Genomic DNA, 20,023 nt, shown 5'->3' on the forward strand with positions numbered 1-20,023 from the left:
AGGCGCGGAGTCGCGGCGGTCTCGGGTTCAGAGCATGCCGTAGGCGCGGTCGGGGGTGAAGCGGGCGATGACGCGGTGGTCTTCGACCATGGAGCGGCGGTAGTCGGACCAGTCGGGGTGTTCGCCGGAGGCGGCGCGGTAGTAGGCGACGAGTTCGTCGACGGTGGGGTCGTCGGGGTCGGCGGCTACGGGGGTGAGTTCGACGGTGCCTTCGAGGACGGCGTAGGCGAAGAAATCGTCGCGGGTGACATGCAGCGCGGCCCAGGGGTCACGGCGCAGATTGTGGTACTTCGCGCGGTCGGCGGTGATGGAGATGCGGATGATGTCGTCGTCGCCGACGACGTGCAGCACGTTGGACAGCTGGGGCCTGCCGTTGCGGCGGATGGTGGTCAGCACGGAACGGCGAGCGGAACGGGCGAAATCGACGGCTTCGGAGAGTTCCATGTCACCTGCAACCGTTCGGCGGGCGCGGTCGTTCCCGGCCGACGCGATCAGTCGCGGTGGTAGGCGGCCTGGGCCTCGCGTACTCGCGGCATGTTCTTCTCCACCAGCTGAATGAGCCCCTCGAGCTGGGCGGCCACCTCGGCGCCGAGTTCGGTCAGGGTGTATTCGACGCGCGGCGGGATGGTCTCCAGCACCTCGCGATGCACCATGCCGTCGCGTTCCAGCGCCTGCAGGGTCTGCGACAGCATGCGTTCGCTCACACCGTCCACTCGCCTGCGCAACGCGCTGAAGCGGTACGGCCCCTCCCGCAGCGCTACCAGGGCGAGGATGCCCCACCGGCTCGCCACAGTCTGTAAAACCGGCCGCGACGTGCAATTTCGCGCGAAGACATCGGCTTCCAGCGTCGGGTCGTCGGCCTCGGCCGACTGTGTGCGCTGGGTGTCCATGGCGTCGATGGTACGCGCCTTGACCGCAGTGGCGTTGGAATGCATAGTGCTTACTAATAGTTAGTACATGCACAACCGTCATCTGGAGGAATCATGACCGTCGCCGTCGCGGGAGCAAGCGGACAGCTGGGCAGGCTCGTCGTCGAGGAACTGTTGCGCGCGGGCGTTTCGCCCGTCGCGATCGTGCGTGATCCGGGCAAGGTGGCCGACCTGGCCGACCGCGGCGTCGACGTACGCGAGGCCGAATACGGCGACGCAGTCGCGCTGGACCGCGCGCTCGCGGGCGTCGACCGGCTGCTGCTGATCTCCGGCAACGAGTTCGGTCAGCGAATCGCGCAGCACACCAACGTCGTTCGCGCGGCCGAACGCGCGGGCGTCCAGTTGCTCGCGTACACCAGCATTCCCCGCGCCAACGAGAACCCGCTGATCCTCGCGCAGGAACATCGCGGCACCGAGGCGGTGCTGACCGAGTCGGCCGTGCCCCACGTGCTGCTGCGCAACAGCTGGTACTGGGAGAACTACCTGGGTGGACTCGCGCACGCGGTGGAGTCCGGCGTGCTGCACGGCGCGGCGGGTGCGGGGCGGGTGGCGGGTGCGTCCCGCGCCGATTACGCCGCGGCCGCCGCGCACGTGCTCACCACCGACGGCCACGCGGGGCGCGTCTACGAACTCGGCGGCGACGAGCGGCTCACGTATGACGGACTGGCGCAGGCTATCTCGGAGGCCGCGGGTAAGCCGGTGCGGTACGAGAACCTGACCGAGGCGGACTACGCGGCTGTGCTCGAGCAGGCCGGACTGCCCGCCCAGTACGCCAAGGCGCTGGCCGACGCGGACACCGGCATCGCCGCGGGCATTCTCGACGTCGACTCCGGCGACCTGCAAAAGCTCCTTGACCGCCCAGCGACCCCGGCTGTCGAGGTCTTCCGCGCCGCACTTCGCACGAGCTGAGAACCGCTCCGCCCCCAGATGGGCCGAGGATTGCGCAGGCCTCCGCTCGATCGAGGCCGGTGGCCGAAAGCCTGCCTCGCGTGCGGGTCGTGTTCCCTCATCGTGATGACCAGCGCGGCCGAGCCCATCACACGCCGCACAGAGTTGTCGGCTCTGTGCGGCGTGTGCGAGGAATTACCCGAACGGGGTCAGACCCACTGCACGAGCTGGAGGATGATCCCGTTCGGGTCGGACATCTGGAAGTACCGCTCGCCCCACTCCTCGGTCTCGATGGGCGTCACGATCGGCACACCCTCGCCCTGAAGGCGCGCGTACTCCGCGTCGATGTCGTCGACCACGAACACCACGAGCAACCCGTCGCCCGCGCTGCCCGCCGCACTCGCCGGTTTGAAGGACTTCAGCCCGGTACGCAGGTAGATCAGATTCATTCCGGCGTCGGGCCGCTCCAGCGAGACGAACCCGTCGGCGGACATCTTCTCGGTGAAACCGAGGTGATCGACGACGAACTTCGCCGAGGCCTGCGGATCGGCGACATTGAGCGAAATAGCGGAAGCGGTGATGTTCATACGTCCTCCTCGGGAAAACTCTCTACTTAGTACGCTGTACTTTGTAGAGAAATTCCCGTGACTCTGCACTATGAGCTGGATCACACCTGCGCTGTGCACGAGCCCCGCAGCGCATGAGTTGGCGCCGCCGTGCGCCGACGACCAGGGCGCCGGATCGTGTGAGCCCTCGATCTGCCCGCGCTGGCGAACGCGACCGACGGGTCCGACGCGGGCGCCGCGTGGGCAGCCGAACCCCGCGCCCCCGAAGGCGGGAGGTGAGCCGGTTACGACACGCGGCCCGCGCTCGGATCTCGTCGCTCTGCAGCACGGGCGCTGGATGGCCCGCGCGTTCGGATCTTGGTCGCCCTGGATGGCCGTGTGCCGTCCGCTCGGATCCTGTCGCGGCGGACCGCCGTGGGCTGGGCGGCCTGGGGCGCTGAGTTCTCGTCGCGCTGGACGTCCGTGCGCTGGGTGGCCCGGTGCGCTCGGATCACGTCGCGCTGGACGTCCGTGGGCTGGGCGGCCTGGGGCGCTCAGTTCTCGTCGCGCTGAATGTCCGTACGCTGGAGGACCCCGCGCGCTCAGATCCCGTCGCGCTGAATCCGCAGCGCCGTGATGGTCGACGCCAACCCCTCGTACTGATTGACCAGCAGCACGATCTCGATGAGCCCGCGCTCGTCGTAGTGCTCGGTCAGCCGGGTCCAGGTCGGGTCATCGATATCGCGGGTCGTGACGAGTTGGTCGACCGCTTCGAGCAGCGCGCGGTGCTTGGCGTTCCACGCTGGATCGGCCGGTCCGGTGCGCAGCCGTTCCAAAATCTCCGGCGTGACGCCCACGCGGCGGCCGAGCCGGATGTGATGGTCCATCTCGTACTCGCAGCTGCGCAGGTGGGCGACGCGAAGGATGACGAGTTCGGACTCGTACCTCGGCAGCCGCCCGCCCGGCATCAGCCGGCCGGAGTAGTGCAGCCAGCCGCGGAACAGTCCTTTCGTGCGGCCGAGCGTACTGAACAGGTGTGCGTCGGGTGTGCCCGCGGCGCGCGAGAGCACCTGCCACACAGCCCAATTGACTGGACCGAGTTCCTTGAGACGTCCCGGTGCGATACGTGGTTGCGACATCGAAACCATGCTTCCCGCCTTCCGCGCGGTGAGCGCCTCCCCGTGCGCCGCGCCATCGTGGTTGGGGCCCGGTCGCTCGCGCCGGACCGAGAGCCGAGCCTACCCGCGCTTTCGGCTTTCCAGTGGTTTTCACGGGTGCGGACCGGCATCATCAGTACCGGTGCGGATCGCCGGGGCTGTGGGCGGGCCGCGCCGCGAGGACCGAACAGCTCGAGCAGGGGTCGAGGCACATGCTGGTGAAGATCAGGCCCGGAGCGCAGCTCTCCGGAGCCGAGCAGGAATTCGTGGACTGCCTGCGGTCCTTTCCGACGACCGGTCTCGCCGCGATCGATGCGCACGTAGGGGACAACGGGACCCGCCAGATCGACGCGGTGCTGATCACTCCGCGCGGCATCACGGTGGCCGAGGTCAGGGGTTTCCGGCGGCGGCAGAGCGGCATTCTGCACGTGTCGGCCGACGAGCCGTGGACCATCAGCGACACACCCGCCGATCTCGACGACGAGAGCAACGCGAATCCGGCCGAACGCCTGGAACAGAGCGTGTACGCGGTCAAGAGCAAACTCGAACGGGCGCTGCTCGATCCGGGCCACGTGTGCGGCGTGGTCGCGCTTGTGCCGTTGCGCGGCGTTGTGGTCCGCCCCGCGCGGACGAACCTGCGCTCCGGCATCGACGTCGTGGTCGCCAACGTGCCCGACTCCACCGAATTACGCATCTACATCGAGGGTTTCGCGGCGGGCCCGCGTAGTTGGAGCGCCGACCGGGTGATCTCGGCGGCCACGGCGCTCGGCGTGACGGCGCCGTCGCGGGCCGAACTGATCGCCGACGGTTTCGACGAACTCGCGCCGCACTCGCACCTGCCCGTCCCCGCCGCGCCACCGCCGCCGCGCACTCCACCCCCGCCGCCTCCGCCGACGCGCGGTCAGCACGCCGCGACCTGGGCCGTCGTCGCGGTGGCCCTGATCGGCATGCTGGTGGTGTTCGGCGTCGTCGCCACGGCGGTGGCGCGCGACGACCCGAATCCCGGCCGGGAGATCACCTCCACCACGGTGGACCCGACCCCGTCGCCGTCCAGGCCCCGTGACTGCTATCCGTTCCAGACCGACTGCTGAACCTGCTCAGATCGCCATCGCCGAACGGACTTCGGTCTCCGCGCCGGCCCCGCCCGCGCCGGTCGAGGTGACCCGGCCGGATTGCAGCACGTGATACCGCTGCGCCGCCTGGAGCGCGAAACCGATGTGCTGCTCGACGAGCAGCACGCTCAACCCGCCGCGACCCGTCAATTCGATGATGGTGCGCTCGATCTCGGCCACCACCGACGGCTGAATGCCCTCGGTCGGCTCGTCCAGGATGAGCAGCTTGGGCTCGGTGATCAGCGCTCGCGCGATCGCCAGCTGCTGGCGCTGGCCGCCGGAGAGCAGACCGGCTTTGCGGCTCAGCAACTCTCGCAGCGCCGGGAACAGATCCAGCGACTCGTCGATCAGCGCCTTGCCCCGCTTGCGTCCGTCGGCCACCACTTGCAGGTTCTCCGCGGTGGTGAGCTGTGGAAAACTCTGCTGGCCCTGCGGCACGTACGCGATGCCGCGCTTGACCCGGCGCGAGGGCGAGAGCTTGGTGATCACTTCGCCGTCGAAGGTGATTCGCCCGGATTTGGTGGCGACCAACCCGACAGCGGTGCGCAGCAGTGTCGTCTTGCCCGCGCCGTTGTGCCCCATGATCGCGACCACGCTGTCGTCCGGAACGGTCAGCGACACACCGTGAATCACCTCGGTCCGGCCGTAGCCGGAGTGGACGTCGACCAGTTCAAGCATCGGCGGACTCCTTGTTCTTCGCTCGTGCTTCGGCGCTGTGCGCGGTGGTTTCGTCTTCGAGTTCGGTGCCGATGGCCGCCGCGGTGCCGAGGTAGACCTCCTGCACCTTCGGATCGGCCTGCACCTGCTCGACCGTTCCCTCGCTGAGCACCCGGCCGCCCGCGAGGACGGTCACCGAGGTGGCGAACGAGCGCATGAACTCCATGTCGTGCTCGACCACCACGACGACGCGCTCGGCGCCGATGCGGCGCAACAGGTTTCCCGTCTCCTCGCGCTCCTCGGCGCTCATGCCAGCGACCGGTTCGTCGAGCAACAGCACCGCGGCGTTCTGCACCAGCAGCATGCCGATCTCCAGCCACTGCTTCTGGCCGTGGGCGAGCACGCCCGCCGGTTTGTCGCGCAGCGCCGTGAGACCGGTTGTCTCCAGCGCCTCTTCGATACTCGGCAGCACCGACTTGCGCCTGCGCAGCAGCGACAGCGGCGAACGGCCCGCGCCCGCCGCGATATCCAGGTTCTGCAAGACGCTCAGCTGCTCGAACACGCTGGCCGTCTGGAAGGTGCGCCCGACGCCGAGGCGGGCGATCTGGTGCACCTTCTTGCCGAGCAGTTCGGTCCCGGACTTCTGCGCGGAACCCGTCGCCGGGACCAGGCCGGTGATCGCATCGATGAGCGTGGTCTTGCCCGCGCCGTTGGGGCCGATCAGGAAGCGCAGATCACCTTGCAGGACTGTCAGATCCACGTCGGTCACCGCTTTGAAGCCGTCGAAACTCACCGAGAGGCCGCGGATTTCGAGGTACTCGCTGTCCATGCCCGCGTTGCCGCCGAGCTTGGGTTCGGTTGTCATCGGGATTCCACCTTCTCCTCGGCGACCTGCTGTCCGGCGGGTACGGCGTCCTCGGGCGGCGCGTTCTCGCGCACCACGACCGGAACGCTCGAGCCGCCGCGTCGAAACCTGCTCTCCACCAGCCCCTTCAGCATCGGCCACACACCCGCGAGCCCCGCCGGGATGAAGCCGACGACCACGATGAACAGCACACCCTGCAAGTAGGTCCAGCCGGAGGGGAACTGTTCGGAGAAGGCGGTCTGCGCCCACGCGACGCCGATCGCGCCGAGCACCGGACCGAGCAGCGTGGTGCGACCGCCGATGGCGACGCCGATCAGGAACGCGATGGAGGGCACCACGCCGATGTCGGCGGGGGAGATGATGCCGACGATCGGCGTGAACAGCGCGCCGGCGATGCCCGCGAAGAAGGCGGCGACGACGTACGCGACGATCTTGATGTTGGCCGGGTCGTACCCGAGGAAGCGCACCCGCTCCTCCTGGTCGCGCACCGCGACGAGCAGTTCGCCGTAGCGGCTGTGCATCAGCTGGCGCACCAGCGCGACGACCACGAGCAGCGTCCCCGCCGCGATGAAGAACAGCATCTGCCGGTTGACCGGGTCGGAGAGCTTGAAGCCGAAGAAGGCGCGGAAGTCCGAGAGTCCGGTGAACCCGCCGAGCGCCTGCTGACCGGTGAGCAGAATGGCCAGCGCCGCGGCCAGCGCCTGGCTCAGGATCGCGAAGTAGGCGCCCTTGACCCGGCGCTTGAACACGCCGTAGCCGAGCAGTGCCGCGACCAGCGCGGGCAGCACGAGGATCGCGAGCAGCGCCACCGGCGCCGACCCGAAAGGCTGCCAGAATCCCGGCAATTCGCGAATGCCCGCGATCTCCATGAACTCCGGAACGTCGTTGCCGAGCCGGGCGGCGTCGGCCATTTGCAGGTGCATCGCCATCAGGTACGCGCCGATGCCGAAGAACACGCCTTGGCCGAGAGTCAGCATGCCGCCGCGCCCCCACGCAAGGCCGATGCCCGCCGCCACGATGGCGAAGCACAGGAACTTCGCGAGCAGGTTCAGCCGGAAGTCGCTGAGCACCGCGGGGGCCACCGCGAACAGCAGGATCGCGGCGACGGCGAAACCGCCGAGCGCGGTCAGCGAGGAGTGCTCACGCACGCGTCCGATCAGCGTGGTCATGCCAAACTCCTTGTCCGGACGGTGAACAGGCCCTGCGGACGGACCTGGAGGAAGATCACGATCAGCACGAAGACGACGACTTTCGCGATGGACGCGGTGGTCTCGTATTCGATGTAGGAATTGAGCAGCCCGAGCGCGAAGGCCGCGATCACCGTGCCCTTGATCTGGCCGAGGCCGCCGATCACGACGACGAGGAACGCGTCGATCAGATAGCTCTGGCCGATGGTCGGACTCGTCGAACCGATCAGCGTCAGCGCGACGCCCGCCACGCCCGCGAGGCCGGAGCCGATGAAGAAGGTGCTGATATCGGTGAAACGGCTGGAGACACCGCTGGTTTCGGCCAGCCCGCGGTTCTGCACGACCGCGCGGATGCGCCTGCCGAGCGGCGTCGCCTTCAGCACGACCGCCAACACGGTCACCGCGAGTACCGCGAGCACCAGGATGAAAATGCGCGTCTTGGGCACGACCGCGCCCAAGATGGTGACGCCGCCGCTGAGCCACTCCGGCGCGAGCACGTTCTTCGCGGGTGCGCCGAAGATGTCACGGGCGAACTGCTGCAACACCAGGCCGACGCCGAAGGTGACGAGCAGGGTGTCCAGCGGTCGGTCGTACATCCAGCGGATCAGGCCCATCTCCAGCGCCGCGCCCAGCGCGCCGCCCACTAGGAACCCGATCACCAGCGACACCAGCAGCGATACGCCCGCCGAGGAGATCACCTTTTGCACGACGTAGGTGGTGTAGCAGCCGGCCATGATGAATTCGCCGTGCGCCATGTTGATCACGCCCATCTGGCCGAAGGTGAGCGAGAGGCCGAGGGCGGCGAGCAAAAGAATCGATCCCAGGCTCAACCCCGTGAAGAGCTGGCCGATCAACACGTCCATCAGTGATCACCTCGAGAGCAGGCCGATACGGGACGGTCGGCGAACCGGCCGTCCCGCGTCGAACGGACGAACAGTTGTCACAGGCCCTTGGCCCAGTCGTAGGACTTCAGGTACGGGTCCGGCTGGATGGGCTTGCCGGAGTCCCAGACCGTGTAGATCAGGCCGTCGGCGCGGATCTCGCCGATGCGCGCGGTCTTGGTGATGTGGTGGTTGGAGCCGTCGATGGTGACCAGGCCTTCCGGCGCGTCGAAGCTGACGCCGTCGGCCGCGGCCTGGACGTCCTCGGTCTTGAACGAGTTGGCCTTCTCTACGGTGTTCTTCCACAGGTAGACCGAGGCGTAGGCGGCCTCCATCGGGTCCGAGGTGGGCTTGTCGGCGCCGAAGGCGGCCTTGTACGCGTCGACGAACGCCTTGTTCTGCGGGGTGTCGACGGTCTGGTAGTAGTTCCACGCGGTCAACTGGCCCGCGATGTTCTGCGCGCCGATGCCCGCGACCTCTTCCTCGGCGATGGACACCGAAACCACCGGCATCTCGGCGGCTTTCAGGCCCGCGTTGGTGTACTCGCGGAAGAACGCCACGTTGGAATCACCGTTGAGGGTGTTGAACACCGCGCCCGCCTTGGCGTTTCGCACCTTGTTCACGATGGTCGAGAAGTCGGTGGAGCCGAGCGGGGTGTAGTCCTCGCCTTTGATCTCGATGCCGTTGGCCGCGGCGTAGGCCTTGATCTCGCGGTTGGCGGTCTGCGGGAAGACGTAGTCGGAGCCCACCAGGTAGAGGGACGTGATGCCCTTCTGCTTCAGGTAATCCAGCGCGGGCACGATCTGCTGGTTGGTGGTCGCGCCGGTGTAGAAGATGTTCTTGCTGTCCTCCAGGCCCTCGTACTGGACCGGGTAGTAGAGCAGCGAGTTGAGGCTTTCGAACTTGGGCTTCATGGCTTTTCGGCTGGACGAGGTCCAGCCGCCGAACACCGCGGCGACGCAGTCGGAGCTGATGAGCTTTTCGGCCTTCTCCGCGAACGTCTTCGGGTCCGAGGCGCCGTCCTCGAGCACGAGCTGGATCTTCTTACCGAGCACGCCGCCCGCGGCGTTGATCTGGTCGACGGCCAGCTTGGTGGAGTTGGCGACGGTGACCTCGGAGATGGCCATGGTGCCCGACAGCGAGTGCAGGGAACCGACCTTGATGGTGTCGGTGGAGGTGTCGACGCAGGACGCGGCGCTGGAGCCGGTCGTGGCGTCGTCCTTGGCGCCGCAGGCGGTCAGCAACAGGCCGGCGAGCGCCAGCGCGGTCGGCGCGACGAGCGCTCTGGTCAGGCGGGAACGATGCCGATGAGCGGCACAGGAATCTGACATGGGGCGGGACCCTCTCACTTCATCAGGTGTTCGGCGGCGCTGGCCGCGCCGCGCGCGAATACGCCGTATTTGCCCCGGTCAACGCTGTCGACCGGGGTGTATACAACCGCATATTCGTGGTGCGAAGAGTAGACAGAAGTTGTTGCGCCGGAATATCTCTCGGTGACGAGTCCGTTGCCGATGTTTCCGGCGTGTGAAACCTTTCCGGCTATCGATCGGTGAATCGGCGTGAGGTCCGTAGTTGCTCCGTAGCTACGCCTACGGTCGCGTGCCCGGCCGCTCGGCTTCGCCCGGTCGTCCGCGACTGTTCCGGTCTGATCTTCCTTACGGTTGCGTAGCCGATTCCCGGTGCGGCAGGCTGCGATTTGTACATCGTCAGAAGCGCCGGAGCGTCGTGGCGGCGGGCCGCGGCCGCGAGTCGAGGAGGACCAGGTGGGGCACTACAAGGCGAACGTGCGTGACATCGAATTCAACCTTTTCGAGGTACTGGGCCTGGACAAACTCCTCGATACCGGCGCATACGGCGACCTCGACTCCGACACCGTGCGGGAAATCCTCGCCGAGGTGAAGCGCCTCGCCGAGGGGCCGATCGCGGACTCCTTCGCGGCGGCCGACCGGGAACCCGTCGTCTACGACCCGAGCACCTTCGAGATCTCCGTGCCGGAGCCCTTGCGCAAGACGGTCGCGGCGGTGCGCGACGCCGACTGGGGCAGACTCGGCATGCCGGAGGGCATGGGCGGCACGTCCGCGCCCAACGCGGTGGTCTGGGCGGTCAACGAGATGATCACCTGCGCCAACCCGTCGGCCAGCTTCTTCAGCATGGGCTCGGTGATGTCGTCGGTGCTGTTCAACGTCGGCAACGAGCAGCAGAAGCACTGGGCGACGGTCGGCTACGAGAAGGGCTGGCAGGGCACCATGGTGCTCACCGAGCCGGACGCGGGCTCGGATGTCGGCGCGGGCCGCACCAAGGCGATTCCGCAGGAGGACGGCTCCTGGCACATCGAGGGCGTCAAGCGGTTCATCTCGGGCGGCGACGTCGGCGACACCGCCGAGAACGTCTTCCACCTGGTGCTCGCCCGCCCGGAGGGCGCGGGCCCCGGCACCAAGGGGCTTTCGCTGTTCTACGTGCCGAAGTTCCTGTTCGACCACGAGACACTCGAGCTGGGCGACCGCAACGGCGTCTACGTGACCGGCGTCGAGCACAAGATGGGCCTGAAGTCCTCGCCGACCTGTGAGCTGACCTTCGGCGGCGGGCCGGTTCCGGCCAAGGGCTGGCTGGTCGGCGACGTGCACAACGGCATCGCGCAGATGTTCCAGGTGATCGAGAACGCCCGCATGATGGTCGGCGTCAAATCCTCCGGCACGCTGTCGACGGGTTACCTGAACGCCCTCGAGTACGCCAAGGAGCGCGTGCAGGGCGCGGACCTCACCCAGATGGCGGACAAGGCGGCCCCGCGCGTCACCATCACCCACCACCCTGACGTGCGCCGTTCGCTGGCGATGCAGAAGGCTTACGCCGAGGGTCTGCGCTCGGTGTACCTGTACACCGCCGCACATCAGAATGCCGATGTGGCGCAGCTGGTTTCGGGTGCGGACGCCGAACTGGCGCACCGCGTGGACGATCTGCTGCTACCCATCGTGAAGGGCGTCGGATCCGAGTGCGCCTACCAGTTGCTGACGGAATCCCTTCAGACACTGGGCGGTTCGGGTTACCTCCAGGACTACCCGATCGAGCAGTACATCCGCGACGCGAAGATCGACTCGTTGTACGAGGGCACCACCGCCATTCAGGCGCAGGACTTCTTCTTCCGCAAGATCATTCGCGACAAGGGAGCGGCGCTGGCGCACGTCGACGGCCAGATCACCGCCTTCCTCTCGACCCCGACCGGGCGCTTCGAGACCGAGCGCGAACTGCTGCGCACCGCCCAGGCCGATGTGCAGGCGATGACGGCGACGCTCACCGGCTTCGTTATGGCGGCCCAGCAGTCGCCCGCCGAGTTGTACAAGGTGGGGCTGGGGTCCGTGCGGTTCCTGCTCGCCGTCGGAGACCTGCTCATCGGGTGGCGGCTGTTGGTGCAGGCGGAGATCGCCGGCGCGGCATTGGGCGAGGACGCGGACGGTAAGGATCGGGCGTTCTATTCCGGGAAGGTCGCGGTTGCGAAGTTCTTCGCGCGGAATGTGTTGCCGCAGTTGACGGCTACGCGGAAGGTGTTGGCTGGGATCGACAACGACATCATGGAGTTGGACGAGGCGGCGTTCTGAGGGTTGGGCCGCGTGGTCGGGGGTTGATGGGGACCTGAGTGGGTGTCGTCCGGTGGTGAGTTGCGCCGGTTGACGGTGGTTCCTTGTGTTTGGGCGTGCGTGGTGCATGCTCGGGTGACTCAGGTGCTTCTGGGGTTCTGTAGGGATGGGTGGCGTCTGGGGCCAGGTGCTTTGGGTTGCGCGCGGATGGGTGGCGTCCGGGGCGGTTGGTGGGTTGCGTTCGTTGACGGTTCGTTTCGGGGGTTGGGCGTGCGTGGTGCATGCTCGGTTGGCTCAGGTTCTTTTGGGTTCTGAGCGGATGGGTGGCGTCCGGGGGTGGTTCGGTGGGTTGCGTTGGTTGACGGTTCGTTTCGGGGGTTGGGCGTGCGTGGTGCATGCTCGGTTGGCCCAGGTTCTTTTGGGTTCTGAGCGGATGGGTGGCGTCCGGGGCGGTTGGTGGGTTGCGTTGGTTGACGTTGGTTCCGGGGGTTCGGCCTGCTCGTTCATGCGCGGTTGGCCCAGGTTTGCCTCGAACAGTGCTGGGCGCGTTGGGTGCCGTACCCGGCTTACCTCCCGCAGTTGGTAGACGTGGGTGCGGCTTCCGGCGTGGTCGTCTGGCTGTGGTTGCGTCTAGGGAGGGCAGCCGGAGGAGTTGGTGGGGTGGGCTGCGGTGTGTGTGGGTCGGCGTGCGTAGCGCGTGCATTCTTCGCGCAGGCTCCGGTGGCGCGGGGCGGTGGCGGCGGGGGCTGCCCTAGGTGGCGGTAGCGCGTACAGGGCGGGCGGTGGCGGGCCCGGATCCGGCGGTGGCGCGCCCGGGGCGGGCGCTGGGGAGCCGGGGAAAATCGACGGTAGTCAAATGGTTGCTATTTGATCTTCGAAAGCCACCATTTGACTACCGTCGAAACCATTTCACTATCGACGGTAGTCAAATGGTGGTTGGGCCCTTGACAGGCTGAGAGCTCTCTTTTGCTTGCCACTCTCTAGACGCAACCAGAGCCGGTCGACCACGCCGGAAGCCGAACCTCGCGCACCCGACTGCGGGAGGTAAGTCGGGTACGGCAGACGACGTGCCCAGCACTGCTCAGAGGAAAACCTGGGTAGGCAGACATCCTGGGAACCCGCAACATTGGGATGAAACCCTGGTAGGCAGACCATTCGGGCACCTACAACACTGGGATAAAATCCTGGGTAGGCAGAACATCCTGGCAACCCGCAACATTGGGATGAAACCCTAGTAGGCAGACCTCTCGGCACCTACAACATCGGGATGAAGCCTTGGCAGGCAAACCCCTCCTGGGAACCCGCTACGCTGGGATGAAACACCTAGTAGGCGAATACCCTTGGGAACCCGCAACCTTGGGCACCGCCAACCCAACGCAACTCCCGCGCCCCTCCCCGGAAACCTGGGTCAGGCACAACCTCTCAACCCGCTGACCCAACTACTTACCAGCAGTAGGTGTGGTAGTACCCGTTCCAGCACTCGGGCGTGTACTCCCACCGATCCGGCAGATCCGACGCCGGAATCGACGCCCCGATCCCCGCCCCGATCGCACCGCCCGCGATCACTCCCGCGATCAGACCAACCGGCAGCGCGATGGGCGCGAGCAGCCCCATGCTCACCAAGGTGACGGCGACGCCGAGGAAAAGGCCGCCGAATACGCCGAGCGCCGCGCCGATCCCGATGCCCGCTTCGATATTCCGCTGCTTGGGCGAAGTCTTGCTCCAGTAACCGATGGGCGACGCGGTCAGGCTCGCGCCGTCGGTGCTGAGTTGCGGGCGCAATTCCACGGTGTCCGCGCCGTCGATGGTGACTGTCAGCGGCACCGCCGCGACGACCGTGCCGGACTTGTCGCGAACGGTCAGCGCGGTCTCGGTGAGCGCGAAGGTGCCGCCCTCGAGTTTCGCGGTCAGGTTCCTGCCGTCCTCGGACTGCGAGATCTGGTACGCGACACCGCTTTCAGTGCCGGAGTGGTTGGTTTCCTCGGCCGTAGGAGCGGCGTAGGTGACTCCCCCGGCGATCCCGGTCGCGGTGATGGTGAGCAGTGCGGTGACCGCGAACTTCCTGATAATCAAAAGAATTCCCCTTGTGCACGGAACGCTTCATCGCGTTCTCGGACGGGGACACTAACACCGGCCGCCGACAGAAACGCAATTCTTTTGGCGCACCAGGGATTTGTCGGGTGTACAGCGCAAACTTGCAGTAACCACACCGAAGACCCTCGAAATGAAAGACTTCAGAGCAAAACGGCGGAATTCACTTCAGCACGTACGGCGACACCGAGCTGCGGTGCTCGCTGATGTCCAGGACCTTTCCGAGCGGGGGGAAGGCGCGCTGCGGGCAGTTGGCGCGCTCGCAGACGCGGCAGCCCGCGCCGATGAGCGTCGGCTGCACCACGTCGAGGTCGATGCCGTCGGCGTAGACGACCCGTGCGGCGTGGCGCAGCTCGCAGCCGAGGCCGATGGCGAAGGTCTTGCTCGGCTGGCCGTAGTGGGTGGCGCGGCGCTCGACGGTGCGGGCGACCCAGAGGTACTTGCGCCCGTCGGGCATCTGCGCGATCTGGGTCATGATCTTGCCGGGATAGGCGAAGGTCTCGTACACGTTCCACAGCGGGCAGGTGCCGCCGCTGGAGGAGAAGTGAAAACCGGTGGCGGACTGGCGCTTCGACATGTTGCCCGCCCGGTCGACCCGGACGAAGGAGAACGGGACGCCGCGCAGCTTGGGTCGTTGCAGGGTCGACAGCCGGTGGCAGATCGTCTCGTAGCTCTGACTGAAAAAGGCCGAGAGCCGCTCGATGTCGTAGCGGAAGTCCTCCGCCACCTCGTGAAAGTGCGTGTAGGGCAAGACCGTCGCCGCGGCGAAGTAGTTGGCGAGGCCGAGCATGGCCAGCTTGCGGGTGTCCTCGGAGGCGAAATTGCCCTCTTCGACCAGCTTTTCGAGCAGGTCGCCGCATTCGAAGTAGGCGAGCTCGGCGGCGAGCTTGAACGTACGCTGGCCGCCGGACAGGTGCGGTGCGATCTCCAGCACCCGCGAATCGGTGTCGTAGCGGTGCAGCACGCCCTCGCCGAGGTCGATACGCTCCACGATCTTCACGTCGTGCGAGCGCAGCCTGCGCGCGATCTCGCTGGGCACATCGCCACCGTGGAAGCGGATGCGGGCCGTCAATTCCTCTGCGGCCGTGTCCAATTCGTGGATGTAGTTCTGCCGCTGATAGAAGTAGTCGCGCACTTCCTCGTGCGGCTTGCTGATGGTCGCGCTGCCCGCGCCGTCGGCGAAGCGGTCCTCGGTGGCGGCCGCGAGCTGGGCGCTGGTGTTGCGGTAGCGGTTGTGCATGGCGACCATCGCGCGGGCGATGCTCGGGTGCGCCGAGACCATGTCGGCGATCTCCTGGGTGTCGGCCTCGATGCCCAGCTCCTGATCCATGACGACCTCTTGCAACTCGGCGATCAGCCGGGTGTCGTCGGCGGAGGAGAAGAAGGTCGCGTCCACACCGAAGACTTCGCTGATCTTCAGCAGCACCGGCACCGTGAGCGGGCGCACGTCGTGTTCGATCTGGTTCAGGTAGCTGGCCGAGATCTCCAGCTTCTGCGCGAGCGAGACCTGGCTCAGTCCTCGTTCGGTACGCAGCTGACGAAGCCGCGCGCCGACGTAAGTCTTGGCCATAAGTCGAGTTTATGGGGGATTTCGCAGCCGTGCCAATGGGAAATTAACAGCGGAGCTGAGCTATATGTCACAGCCTCGGGTTACCGTCGAGGGGTGCTGTTCTCGGAAGTCGTGCAGACGTCGGAGACCGTTCGCGCGACCAGGTCCCGAAAGACGAAGATAGCCGCGCTCGCCGAACTGCTCGGCGCGGCCGCGCCGGAGGAACTCACGCCCGTGGTGGCGTGGGTTTCCGGTGAGCTGCGCCAAGGTCGCATCGGCACCGGATGGCGCACCATCACCGGGCTGGGTGGCGCGCCGTCTCCCGTTGCGACACTGTCGGTTTCGGCGGTCGACAAGGTCTTCGACGAACTCGCCACCGTCGCAGGAAAGGGCTCGGCCAACCGGCGCAGAGAACTGCTGAGCGCGCTCTGGAGCGCGGCGACCTCGGCCGAGCAGTCCTTCCTGTTGCGCCTGCTCACCGGGGAGATCCGGCAGGGCGCGCTGACCGCGCTCGTCGCCGAGGCGGTCGCGGTGGCCGCCGCCGTGCCGGTCGAGCAGGTCCGGCGCGCGTACATGCTCTCCGGGCAGCTGCCCGTCACCGCCGCCGCCGCGCTCACCGGCGGTTCGGAGGCGCTCGCCGCGTTCCGGCTCGAAGTGGGCAGGCCGATCCAGCCGATGCTCGCCTCCCCGGGATCCGCGCTCGACGAGGCGATGGGCGAGTTCGACGGCGATGTCAGCGTCGAGCACAAGCTGGACGGCGCGCGTATCCAGGTGCACCGCGACGGCGACGAGGTCCGCGTCTTCACCAGGACCCTGCGCGACATCACCTCCGGCGTGCCCGAGCTGGTCCGGCTGGTGGCCGGGCTGCCGTGCGAGAGCGTCGTGCTCGACGGTGAGACGCTGGCGCTCACCGACTCCGGGCGGCCGCGGCCGTTCCAGGAGACCATGAGCCGCTTCGCCACGGCCGAGCCCGGCGAGGAGGCGAAGTTGCCGCCCGGCGCGTCCGCGGGTCCGCTCGTCCCCGCCGTGAGCTCGACCAGAGAACTGCTGCTGCATCCGTACTTCTTCGACTGCCTGCACCTGGACGGCCGGGACCTGCTCGACGCCCCGCTCTCGGAACGGCGCGCCGCGCTGCTGCACGTGGCGGGCGAGCACACCATCCCCGCGCTGATCCGCCCCGACCCCGAGGCCGCCGCCGAGTACTTCGACGGCGCGCTCGCCGCCGGGCACGAGGGTGTGATGGTCAAGTCGTTGTCCGCGCCGTACGCGGCGGGCCGCCGTGGCCGCGCCTGGCTGAAGATCAAGCCGACGCACACCATGGACCTGATCGTGCTCGGCGCGGAATGGGGCTACGGCCGCCGCACCGGCTACCTTTCCAACCTGCACCTCGGCGCGCGCGATCCGGCGACCGGCGAACCGGTGATGGTCGGCAAGACCTTCAAGGGCCTCACCGACGCCCTGCTGCAATGGCAGACCGCCGAATTCCCCCGCCACGAACGTTCCCGCGACGAACACACCGTCTACCTCTGGCCCGAACTCGTCGTCGAAATCGCACTCGACGGCGTCCAGGTCAGCCCCCGCTACCCCGGCGGCGTCGCCCTCCGCTTCGCCCGCGTCGTCCGCTACCGCCCCGACAAAGACCCCACCGACGCCGACACCATCGACACCATCCGCGCCCTACTCCCCTGAGTGAGCGACGCCGTCCGCGGCTGCTGCGATGAGGCCGTCGCCTCGGGCGGTGGGCGGCCGTCCGTCGCGTCCCACCGCCGCGCCGCCCTCGAGCGCCTGACCAGCTCCGACGCGCGCCCCGAGGTTCCCGTGTGGCGCGGTGGTGGTGGTTCAGACTTGGGGACCGGACGGTCCGGTATCAGCCTCGGGTGGGAGTCTCCTCGGTGCGCGGTTCGAAACGGAAACGGTGGGTGTCGACTGGGCCGGGTATCGGTCGCGCGGCGCGGCGGGCAGTGCTGCTCGCGGTCGTGACGTGTCTCGGCGCGGCGCTGAGCTTCGCGGTGCTGCCGGGAGCGGATCGGCCGCCCGCCGGTCAGCCCGGCGAGCTACTGCATACCTCGCGCGATCCCGCGACGGTGATGCCGACACCACTGGATGACCGGTTCTACCTGCCGCCGCCCGGGTACGAGCGCACCGAACCCGGCACCCTGCTCGCCAGCCGGGTCGGCGGTACCGGCCTGACCGCCACGCCTGTCCTCTCCACCGAGATGCTGATTCGTTCCACCGACGCGAAGGGCAGGCCGGTGGCGGTGGTCGCCACCCTGCTCGTGCCGTACTCGACTTGGACCGGTCCCGGCCCTCGGCCGCTGATCTCTTCGAACGTGGCGATCGACTCGCTCGGCCACACCTGCGCGCCCTCACAGCAGCTGAAGAACAGTCGGTCGACCGACCTGGCCGCGCAGATACCGCTGTCGAAGAACTACGCCGTGCTCGTCCCCGACCATCAGGGCCCTCGGCAGGCGTACGCGGCGGGCGTGATGGCCGGACACGCGGTGCTCGATTCGGTGCGCGCGGCGGTCGGCACGCCGCATCTCGGCCTGGATCCCGCCGCGCCGACCATCGTGACCGGGTACTCCGGCGGCGCCATCGCCTCCGGCTGGGCCGCTCAGCTCGCGCCGAAATACGCGCCCGAACTCAACCTGGTGGGCGCCGTCTTCGGCGGGGTGCCCGCGGATTTCGAGATGCTGCTGGAGACGATGAACGGTCGCAATGCCGCATCGGGCGTCTTCCTCGCGGCGACGCTCGGCGTGGCACGCGAGTACCCGGAGATGATGTGGCTGTTCAACGACCACGGCTGGCGGCTCGCCCAGTTCGCGAAGGACCTCTGCTTCGCGGGCTTGGCGGTGCTCGGCGCCATCGTGCCGGTGCCCGTCGAGATGCTTGCCAACGTCCCCGACCCCACCGCGACCCCGATGATCCAGCGCATTCTCGCCGAGAACCGGCTCGGCGCCGCCGCGCCACGCGTTCCGGTGTTCATGTACCACGGCGCGAACGAGGTGTGGATCCCGCTGAAGGGCGCGGAGAACCTCTACGACGACTGGTGCGCGCAGGGCGTGTCGGTCCGGCTCGAGGTCTATCTCGGCGAGCATGTGATCGTCGGAGCCACCGGAATCCCCGGCGCGAACGCCTGGATCGACGAGCGCCTCGCGGGAAAGCCCGCGCCGAGCGGCTGCTCCAGTTTCGGACTTCGCTGACCGCACCGGGCGCCACCTCGGGCGTCCACGCTAGCGCACCCCGAAGTCCGTCCGACAGGCGGTTACCGCATGGCAATCCGTGGGAGCGGTGCCGCACACTGGAGGCGTGACCGTCGAATTACTGGTTCTACTGATCGTCATCGTCACGGCACTCGTTTTCGATTTCACCAACGGCTTCCACGACACCGCCAACGCGATGGCGACCTCCATCGCGACGGGTGCGCTGCGGCCGCGGGTCGCGGTGGCGCTCTCGGCGGTGCTGAACCTGGTCGGCGCGTTCCTGTCGGTCGAGGTGGCGGCCACGGTGGCCAAGGGCATCGTGCAACTGGGTGCGGTGGACGGACACGATCTGCTGATCATCGTCTTGGCAGGTCTGGTCGGCGGCATTCTCTGGAATCTGTTGACCTGGCTGTTCGGCCTGCCGTCGAGTTCCTCGCACGCACTGTTCGGCGGTCTGATCGGCGCGACCATCGCCTCCCTCGGCTGGGGCGGGGTGATCTGGGCGTCCGGCTCCGACGGCGTGCTCACCAAGATCGTGCTGCCCGCCGTGCTCGCCCCGGTGGTCGCCGCGCTGGTCTCGGCGATCGGCACCCGTGCGGTCTACCGGATCACGGCGAAGTCCGACGAGGGCAAGGTCAGGGAGGGCTTCCGCTGGGGCCAGATCGGTTCGGCCTCGCTGGTCTCCCTCGCGCACGGCACCAACGACGCGCAGAAGACGATGGGCGTCATCTTCCTCGCGCTGGTCGCGCACGGGACGCTGACCAAGAACGACGAGATGCCGCTGTGGGTGATGGCGGCCTGCGCCGTTGCCATCGCCGCGGGCACCTATCTCGGCGGTTGGCGGATCATCCGCACTCTCGGCAAGGGGCTGGTGGAGATCGAATCGCCGCAGGGCCTTGCCGCCGAATCCTCCTCGGCCGCGATCATCCTCACCTCCGCCCACTTCGGCCTGCCGCTGTCCACCACCCAGACGGCCACCGGCTCCATCCTCGGCAGCGGCCTCGGCAAAGGCGCCGAGGTGCGTTGGTCGGTGATGGGACGAATGGTGGTCGCGTGGCTGCTCACGCTGCCGATGGCCGGTCTCGCCGGTGCGGTCTGCTGGGCCATCGCGCACTTCATCGGCGGGCTGCCGGGCGTCCTCGTGGTGTTCGGGATCCTGGTCGTCCTTGCCGCGCTGATGTGGTTGCGGTCGCGGCGCAACCCGGTCGACACCACCAACGTCAACGAGTGGCCGGGCGGCGACGCGGACCGGCCCTCCGACACGCCGACGGCCGCTTCCGACGGTGCCAAGGCCGACCACGAGCCCGGCTCCACCAGCGATCCGCGCAACCCGGGGCCCTCGGCGCAGGCGCATCCGCCCACCCGTTCCGCCCAGCTGTAGAGGAGC

Annotated in this window: 17 protein-coding genes; 6 read left to right on the plus strand and 11 right to left on the minus strand. The window is 67.7% G+C overall.

Annotated elements, in window-relative coordinates; translation table 11 throughout:
• Positions 1-27 precede the first annotated feature (27 nt).
• Both FB390_RS08480 and FB390_RS08485 read right to left on the minus strand, forming a co-directional pair.
• Positions 28-444 (minus strand): PPOX class F420-dependent oxidoreductase, encoded by a 417-nt coding sequence (locus tag FB390_RS08480; RefSeq protein WP_067791214.1) that lies wholly within the window; start codon positions 442-444, stop codon positions 28-30.
• Positions 445-491: 47 nt separating this feature from the next.
• The gene (locus tag FB390_RS08485) at positions 492-890 is read right to left on the minus strand and encodes a winged helix-turn-helix transcriptional regulator (RefSeq protein WP_141808465.1); all 399 of its coding nucleotides are present in this window, start codon (positions 888-890) and stop codon (positions 492-494) included.
• Positions 891-983: 93 nt separating this feature from the next.
• Here FB390_RS08485 and FB390_RS08490 point away from each other — a divergent pair, with 93 nt between their 5' ends.
• On the plus strand, positions 984-1,838 hold the full coding sequence (locus tag FB390_RS08490) for an SDR family oxidoreductase (RefSeq protein ID WP_141808466.1): 855 nt from the start codon (positions 984-986) through the stop codon (positions 1,836-1,838).
• A gap of 188 nt (positions 1,839-2,026) precedes the next feature.
• Here FB390_RS08490 and FB390_RS08495 read toward each other — a convergent pair whose 3' ends face one another.
• Together FB390_RS08495 and FB390_RS08500 are read right to left on the minus strand one after the other, a co-directional pair.
• Positions 2,027-2,404: a VOC family protein gene (locus FB390_RS08495; RefSeq protein WP_141808467.1), complete on the minus strand. Its 378-nt coding sequence runs from the start codon at positions 2,402-2,404 to the stop codon at positions 2,027-2,029.
• A 560-nt stretch (positions 2,405-2,964) separates the two neighbouring features.
• Positions 2,965-3,510 carry a carboxymuconolactone decarboxylase family protein gene (locus FB390_RS08500; protein ID WP_141808468.1) on the minus strand — a complete coding sequence of 182 codons (546 nt, stop codon included), beginning with the start codon at positions 3,508-3,510 and terminating at the stop codon, positions 2,965-2,967.
• 221 nt (positions 3,511-3,731) lie between these two features.
• On the opposite strand from FB390_RS08500, the gene FB390_RS08505 reads away from it, so the two are divergent.
• Positions 3,732-4,610, plus strand: coding sequence for a nuclease-related domain-containing protein (locus FB390_RS08505; protein WP_141808469.1), 879 nt, complete (start codon positions 3,732-3,734; stop codon positions 4,608-4,610).
• Between the two features lie 6 nt (positions 4,611-4,616).
• Here FB390_RS08505 and urtE read toward each other — a convergent pair whose 3' ends face one another.
• The 5 genes from urtE to urtA form a co-directional block, all read right to left on the minus strand.
• Positions 4,617-5,309: an urea ABC transporter ATP-binding subunit UrtE gene (gene urtE / locus FB390_RS08510; protein ID WP_141808470.1), complete on the minus strand. Its 693-nt coding sequence runs from the start codon at positions 5,307-5,309 to the stop codon at positions 4,617-4,619.
• Positions 5,302-6,153, minus strand: a complete 852-nt coding sequence (urtD, locus tag FB390_RS08515) for an urea ABC transporter ATP-binding protein UrtD (RefSeq protein WP_141808471.1) — start codon at positions 6,151-6,153, stop codon at positions 5,302-5,304. Before urtD ends, urtE begins: the two co-directional genes overlap by 8 nt.
• Entirely contained in the window at positions 6,150-7,322 is a 1,173-nt protein-coding gene (urtC, locus tag FB390_RS08520; RefSeq protein WP_246123921.1) for an urea ABC transporter permease subunit UrtC, read from the minus strand. The genes urtD and urtC overlap by 4 nt, the downstream gene beginning before the upstream one ends.
• Complete coding sequence (urtB, locus tag FB390_RS08525) at positions 7,319-8,203, minus strand: urea ABC transporter permease subunit UrtB (protein WP_141808472.1); 885 nt, start codon at positions 8,201-8,203, stop codon at positions 7,319-7,321. The genes urtC and urtB overlap by 4 nt, the downstream gene beginning before the upstream one ends.
• 77 nt (positions 8,204-8,280) lie before the next feature.
• Positions 8,281-9,552 (minus strand): urea ABC transporter substrate-binding protein, encoded by a 1,272-nt coding sequence (gene urtA / locus FB390_RS08530; protein ID WP_141808473.1) that lies wholly within the window; start codon positions 9,550-9,552, stop codon positions 8,281-8,283.
• 432 nt (positions 9,553-9,984) lie between these two features.
• On the opposite strand from urtA, the gene FB390_RS08535 reads away from it, so the two are divergent.
• Complete coding sequence (locus tag FB390_RS08535; RefSeq protein WP_141808474.1) at positions 9,985-11,814, plus strand: acyl-CoA dehydrogenase; 1,830 nt, start codon at positions 9,985-9,987, stop codon at positions 11,812-11,814.
• A gap of 1,422 nt (positions 11,815-13,236) precedes the next feature.
• Here FB390_RS08535 and FB390_RS08540 read toward each other — a convergent pair.
• Positions 13,237-13,866 carry a DUF8020 domain-containing protein gene (locus tag FB390_RS08540; protein WP_141808475.1) on the minus strand — a complete coding sequence of 210 codons (630 nt, stop codon included), beginning with the start codon at positions 13,864-13,866 and terminating at the stop codon, positions 13,237-13,239.
• A 181-nt stretch (positions 13,867-14,047) separates the two neighbouring features.
• Positions 14,048-15,454, minus strand: coding sequence for an acetate metabolism transcriptional regulator RamB (gene ramB, locus FB390_RS08545; protein WP_141808476.1), 1,407 nt, complete (start codon positions 15,452-15,454; stop codon positions 14,048-14,050).
• A 93-nt stretch (positions 15,455-15,547) separates the two neighbouring features.
• Between ramB and FB390_RS08550 the strand changes: the two genes are divergently transcribed.
• From FB390_RS08550 to FB390_RS08560, 3 genes are all read left to right on the plus strand, one after another.
• Entirely contained in the window at positions 15,548-17,122 is a 1,575-nt protein-coding gene (locus FB390_RS08550) for an ATP-dependent DNA ligase (RefSeq protein WP_141808477.1), read from the plus strand.
• A gap of 230 nt (positions 17,123-17,352) precedes the next feature.
• Positions 17,353-18,636 carry a lipase family protein gene (locus FB390_RS08555; protein ID WP_246123922.1) on the plus strand — a complete coding sequence of 428 codons (1,284 nt, stop codon included), beginning with the start codon at positions 17,353-17,355 and terminating at the stop codon, positions 18,634-18,636.
• A gap of 106 nt (positions 18,637-18,742) precedes the next feature.
• Positions 18,743-20,017, plus strand: a complete 1,275-nt coding sequence (locus tag FB390_RS08560; RefSeq protein ID WP_141808478.1) for an inorganic phosphate transporter — start codon at positions 18,743-18,745, stop codon at positions 20,015-20,017.
• Positions 20,018-20,023: the final 6 nt, after the last annotated feature.

It is taken from the genome of Nocardia bhagyanarayanae, from assembly GCF_006716565.1.
GTDB lineage: Bacteria > Actinomycetota > Actinomycetes > Mycobacteriales > Mycobacteriaceae > Nocardia > Nocardia bhagyanarayanae.

Bases quoted from the DNA above. Each gene is read 5' to 3' on its own strand.
- FB390_RS08480 (WP_067791214.1), bottom strand. From the start codon at position 444: ATGGAACTCTCCGAAGCCGTCGATTTCGCCCGTTCCGCTCGCCGTTCC.
- FB390_RS08485 (WP_141808465.1), bottom strand. From the start codon at position 890: ATGGACACCCAGCGCACACAGTCGGCCGAGGCCGACGACCCGACGCTG.
- FB390_RS08490 (WP_141808466.1), top strand. From the start codon at position 984: ATGACCGTCGCCGTCGCGGGAGCAAGCGGACAGCTGGGCAGGCTCGTC.
- FB390_RS08495 (WP_141808467.1), bottom strand. From the start codon at position 2,404: ATGAACATCACCGCTTCCGCTATTTCGCTCAATGTCGCCGATCCGCAG.
- FB390_RS08500 (WP_141808468.1), bottom strand. From the start codon at position 3,510: ATGGTTTCGATGTCGCAACCACGTATCGCACCGGGACGTCTCAAGGAA.
- FB390_RS08505 (WP_141808469.1), top strand. From the start codon at position 3,732: ATGCTGGTGAAGATCAGGCCCGGAGCGCAGCTCTCCGGAGCCGAGCAG.
- urtE (WP_141808470.1), bottom strand. From the start codon at position 5,309: ATGCTTGAACTGGTCGACGTCCACTCCGGCTACGGCCGGACCGAGGTG.
- urtD (WP_141808471.1), bottom strand. From the start codon at position 6,153: ATGACAACCGAACCCAAGCTCGGCGGCAACGCGGGCATGGACAGCGAG.
- urtC (WP_246123921.1), bottom strand. From the start codon at position 7,322: ATGACCACGCTGATCGGACGCGTGCGTGAGCACTCCTCGCTGACCGCG.
- urtB (WP_141808472.1), bottom strand. From the start codon at position 8,203: ATGGACGTGTTGATCGGCCAGCTCTTCACGGGGTTGAGCCTGGGATCG.
- urtA (WP_141808473.1), bottom strand. From the start codon at position 9,552: ATGTCAGATTCCTGTGCCGCTCATCGGCATCGTTCCCGCCTGACCAGA.
- ramB (WP_141808476.1), bottom strand. From the start codon at position 15,454: ATGGCCAAGACTTACGTCGGCGCGCGGCTTCGTCAGCTGCGTACCGAA.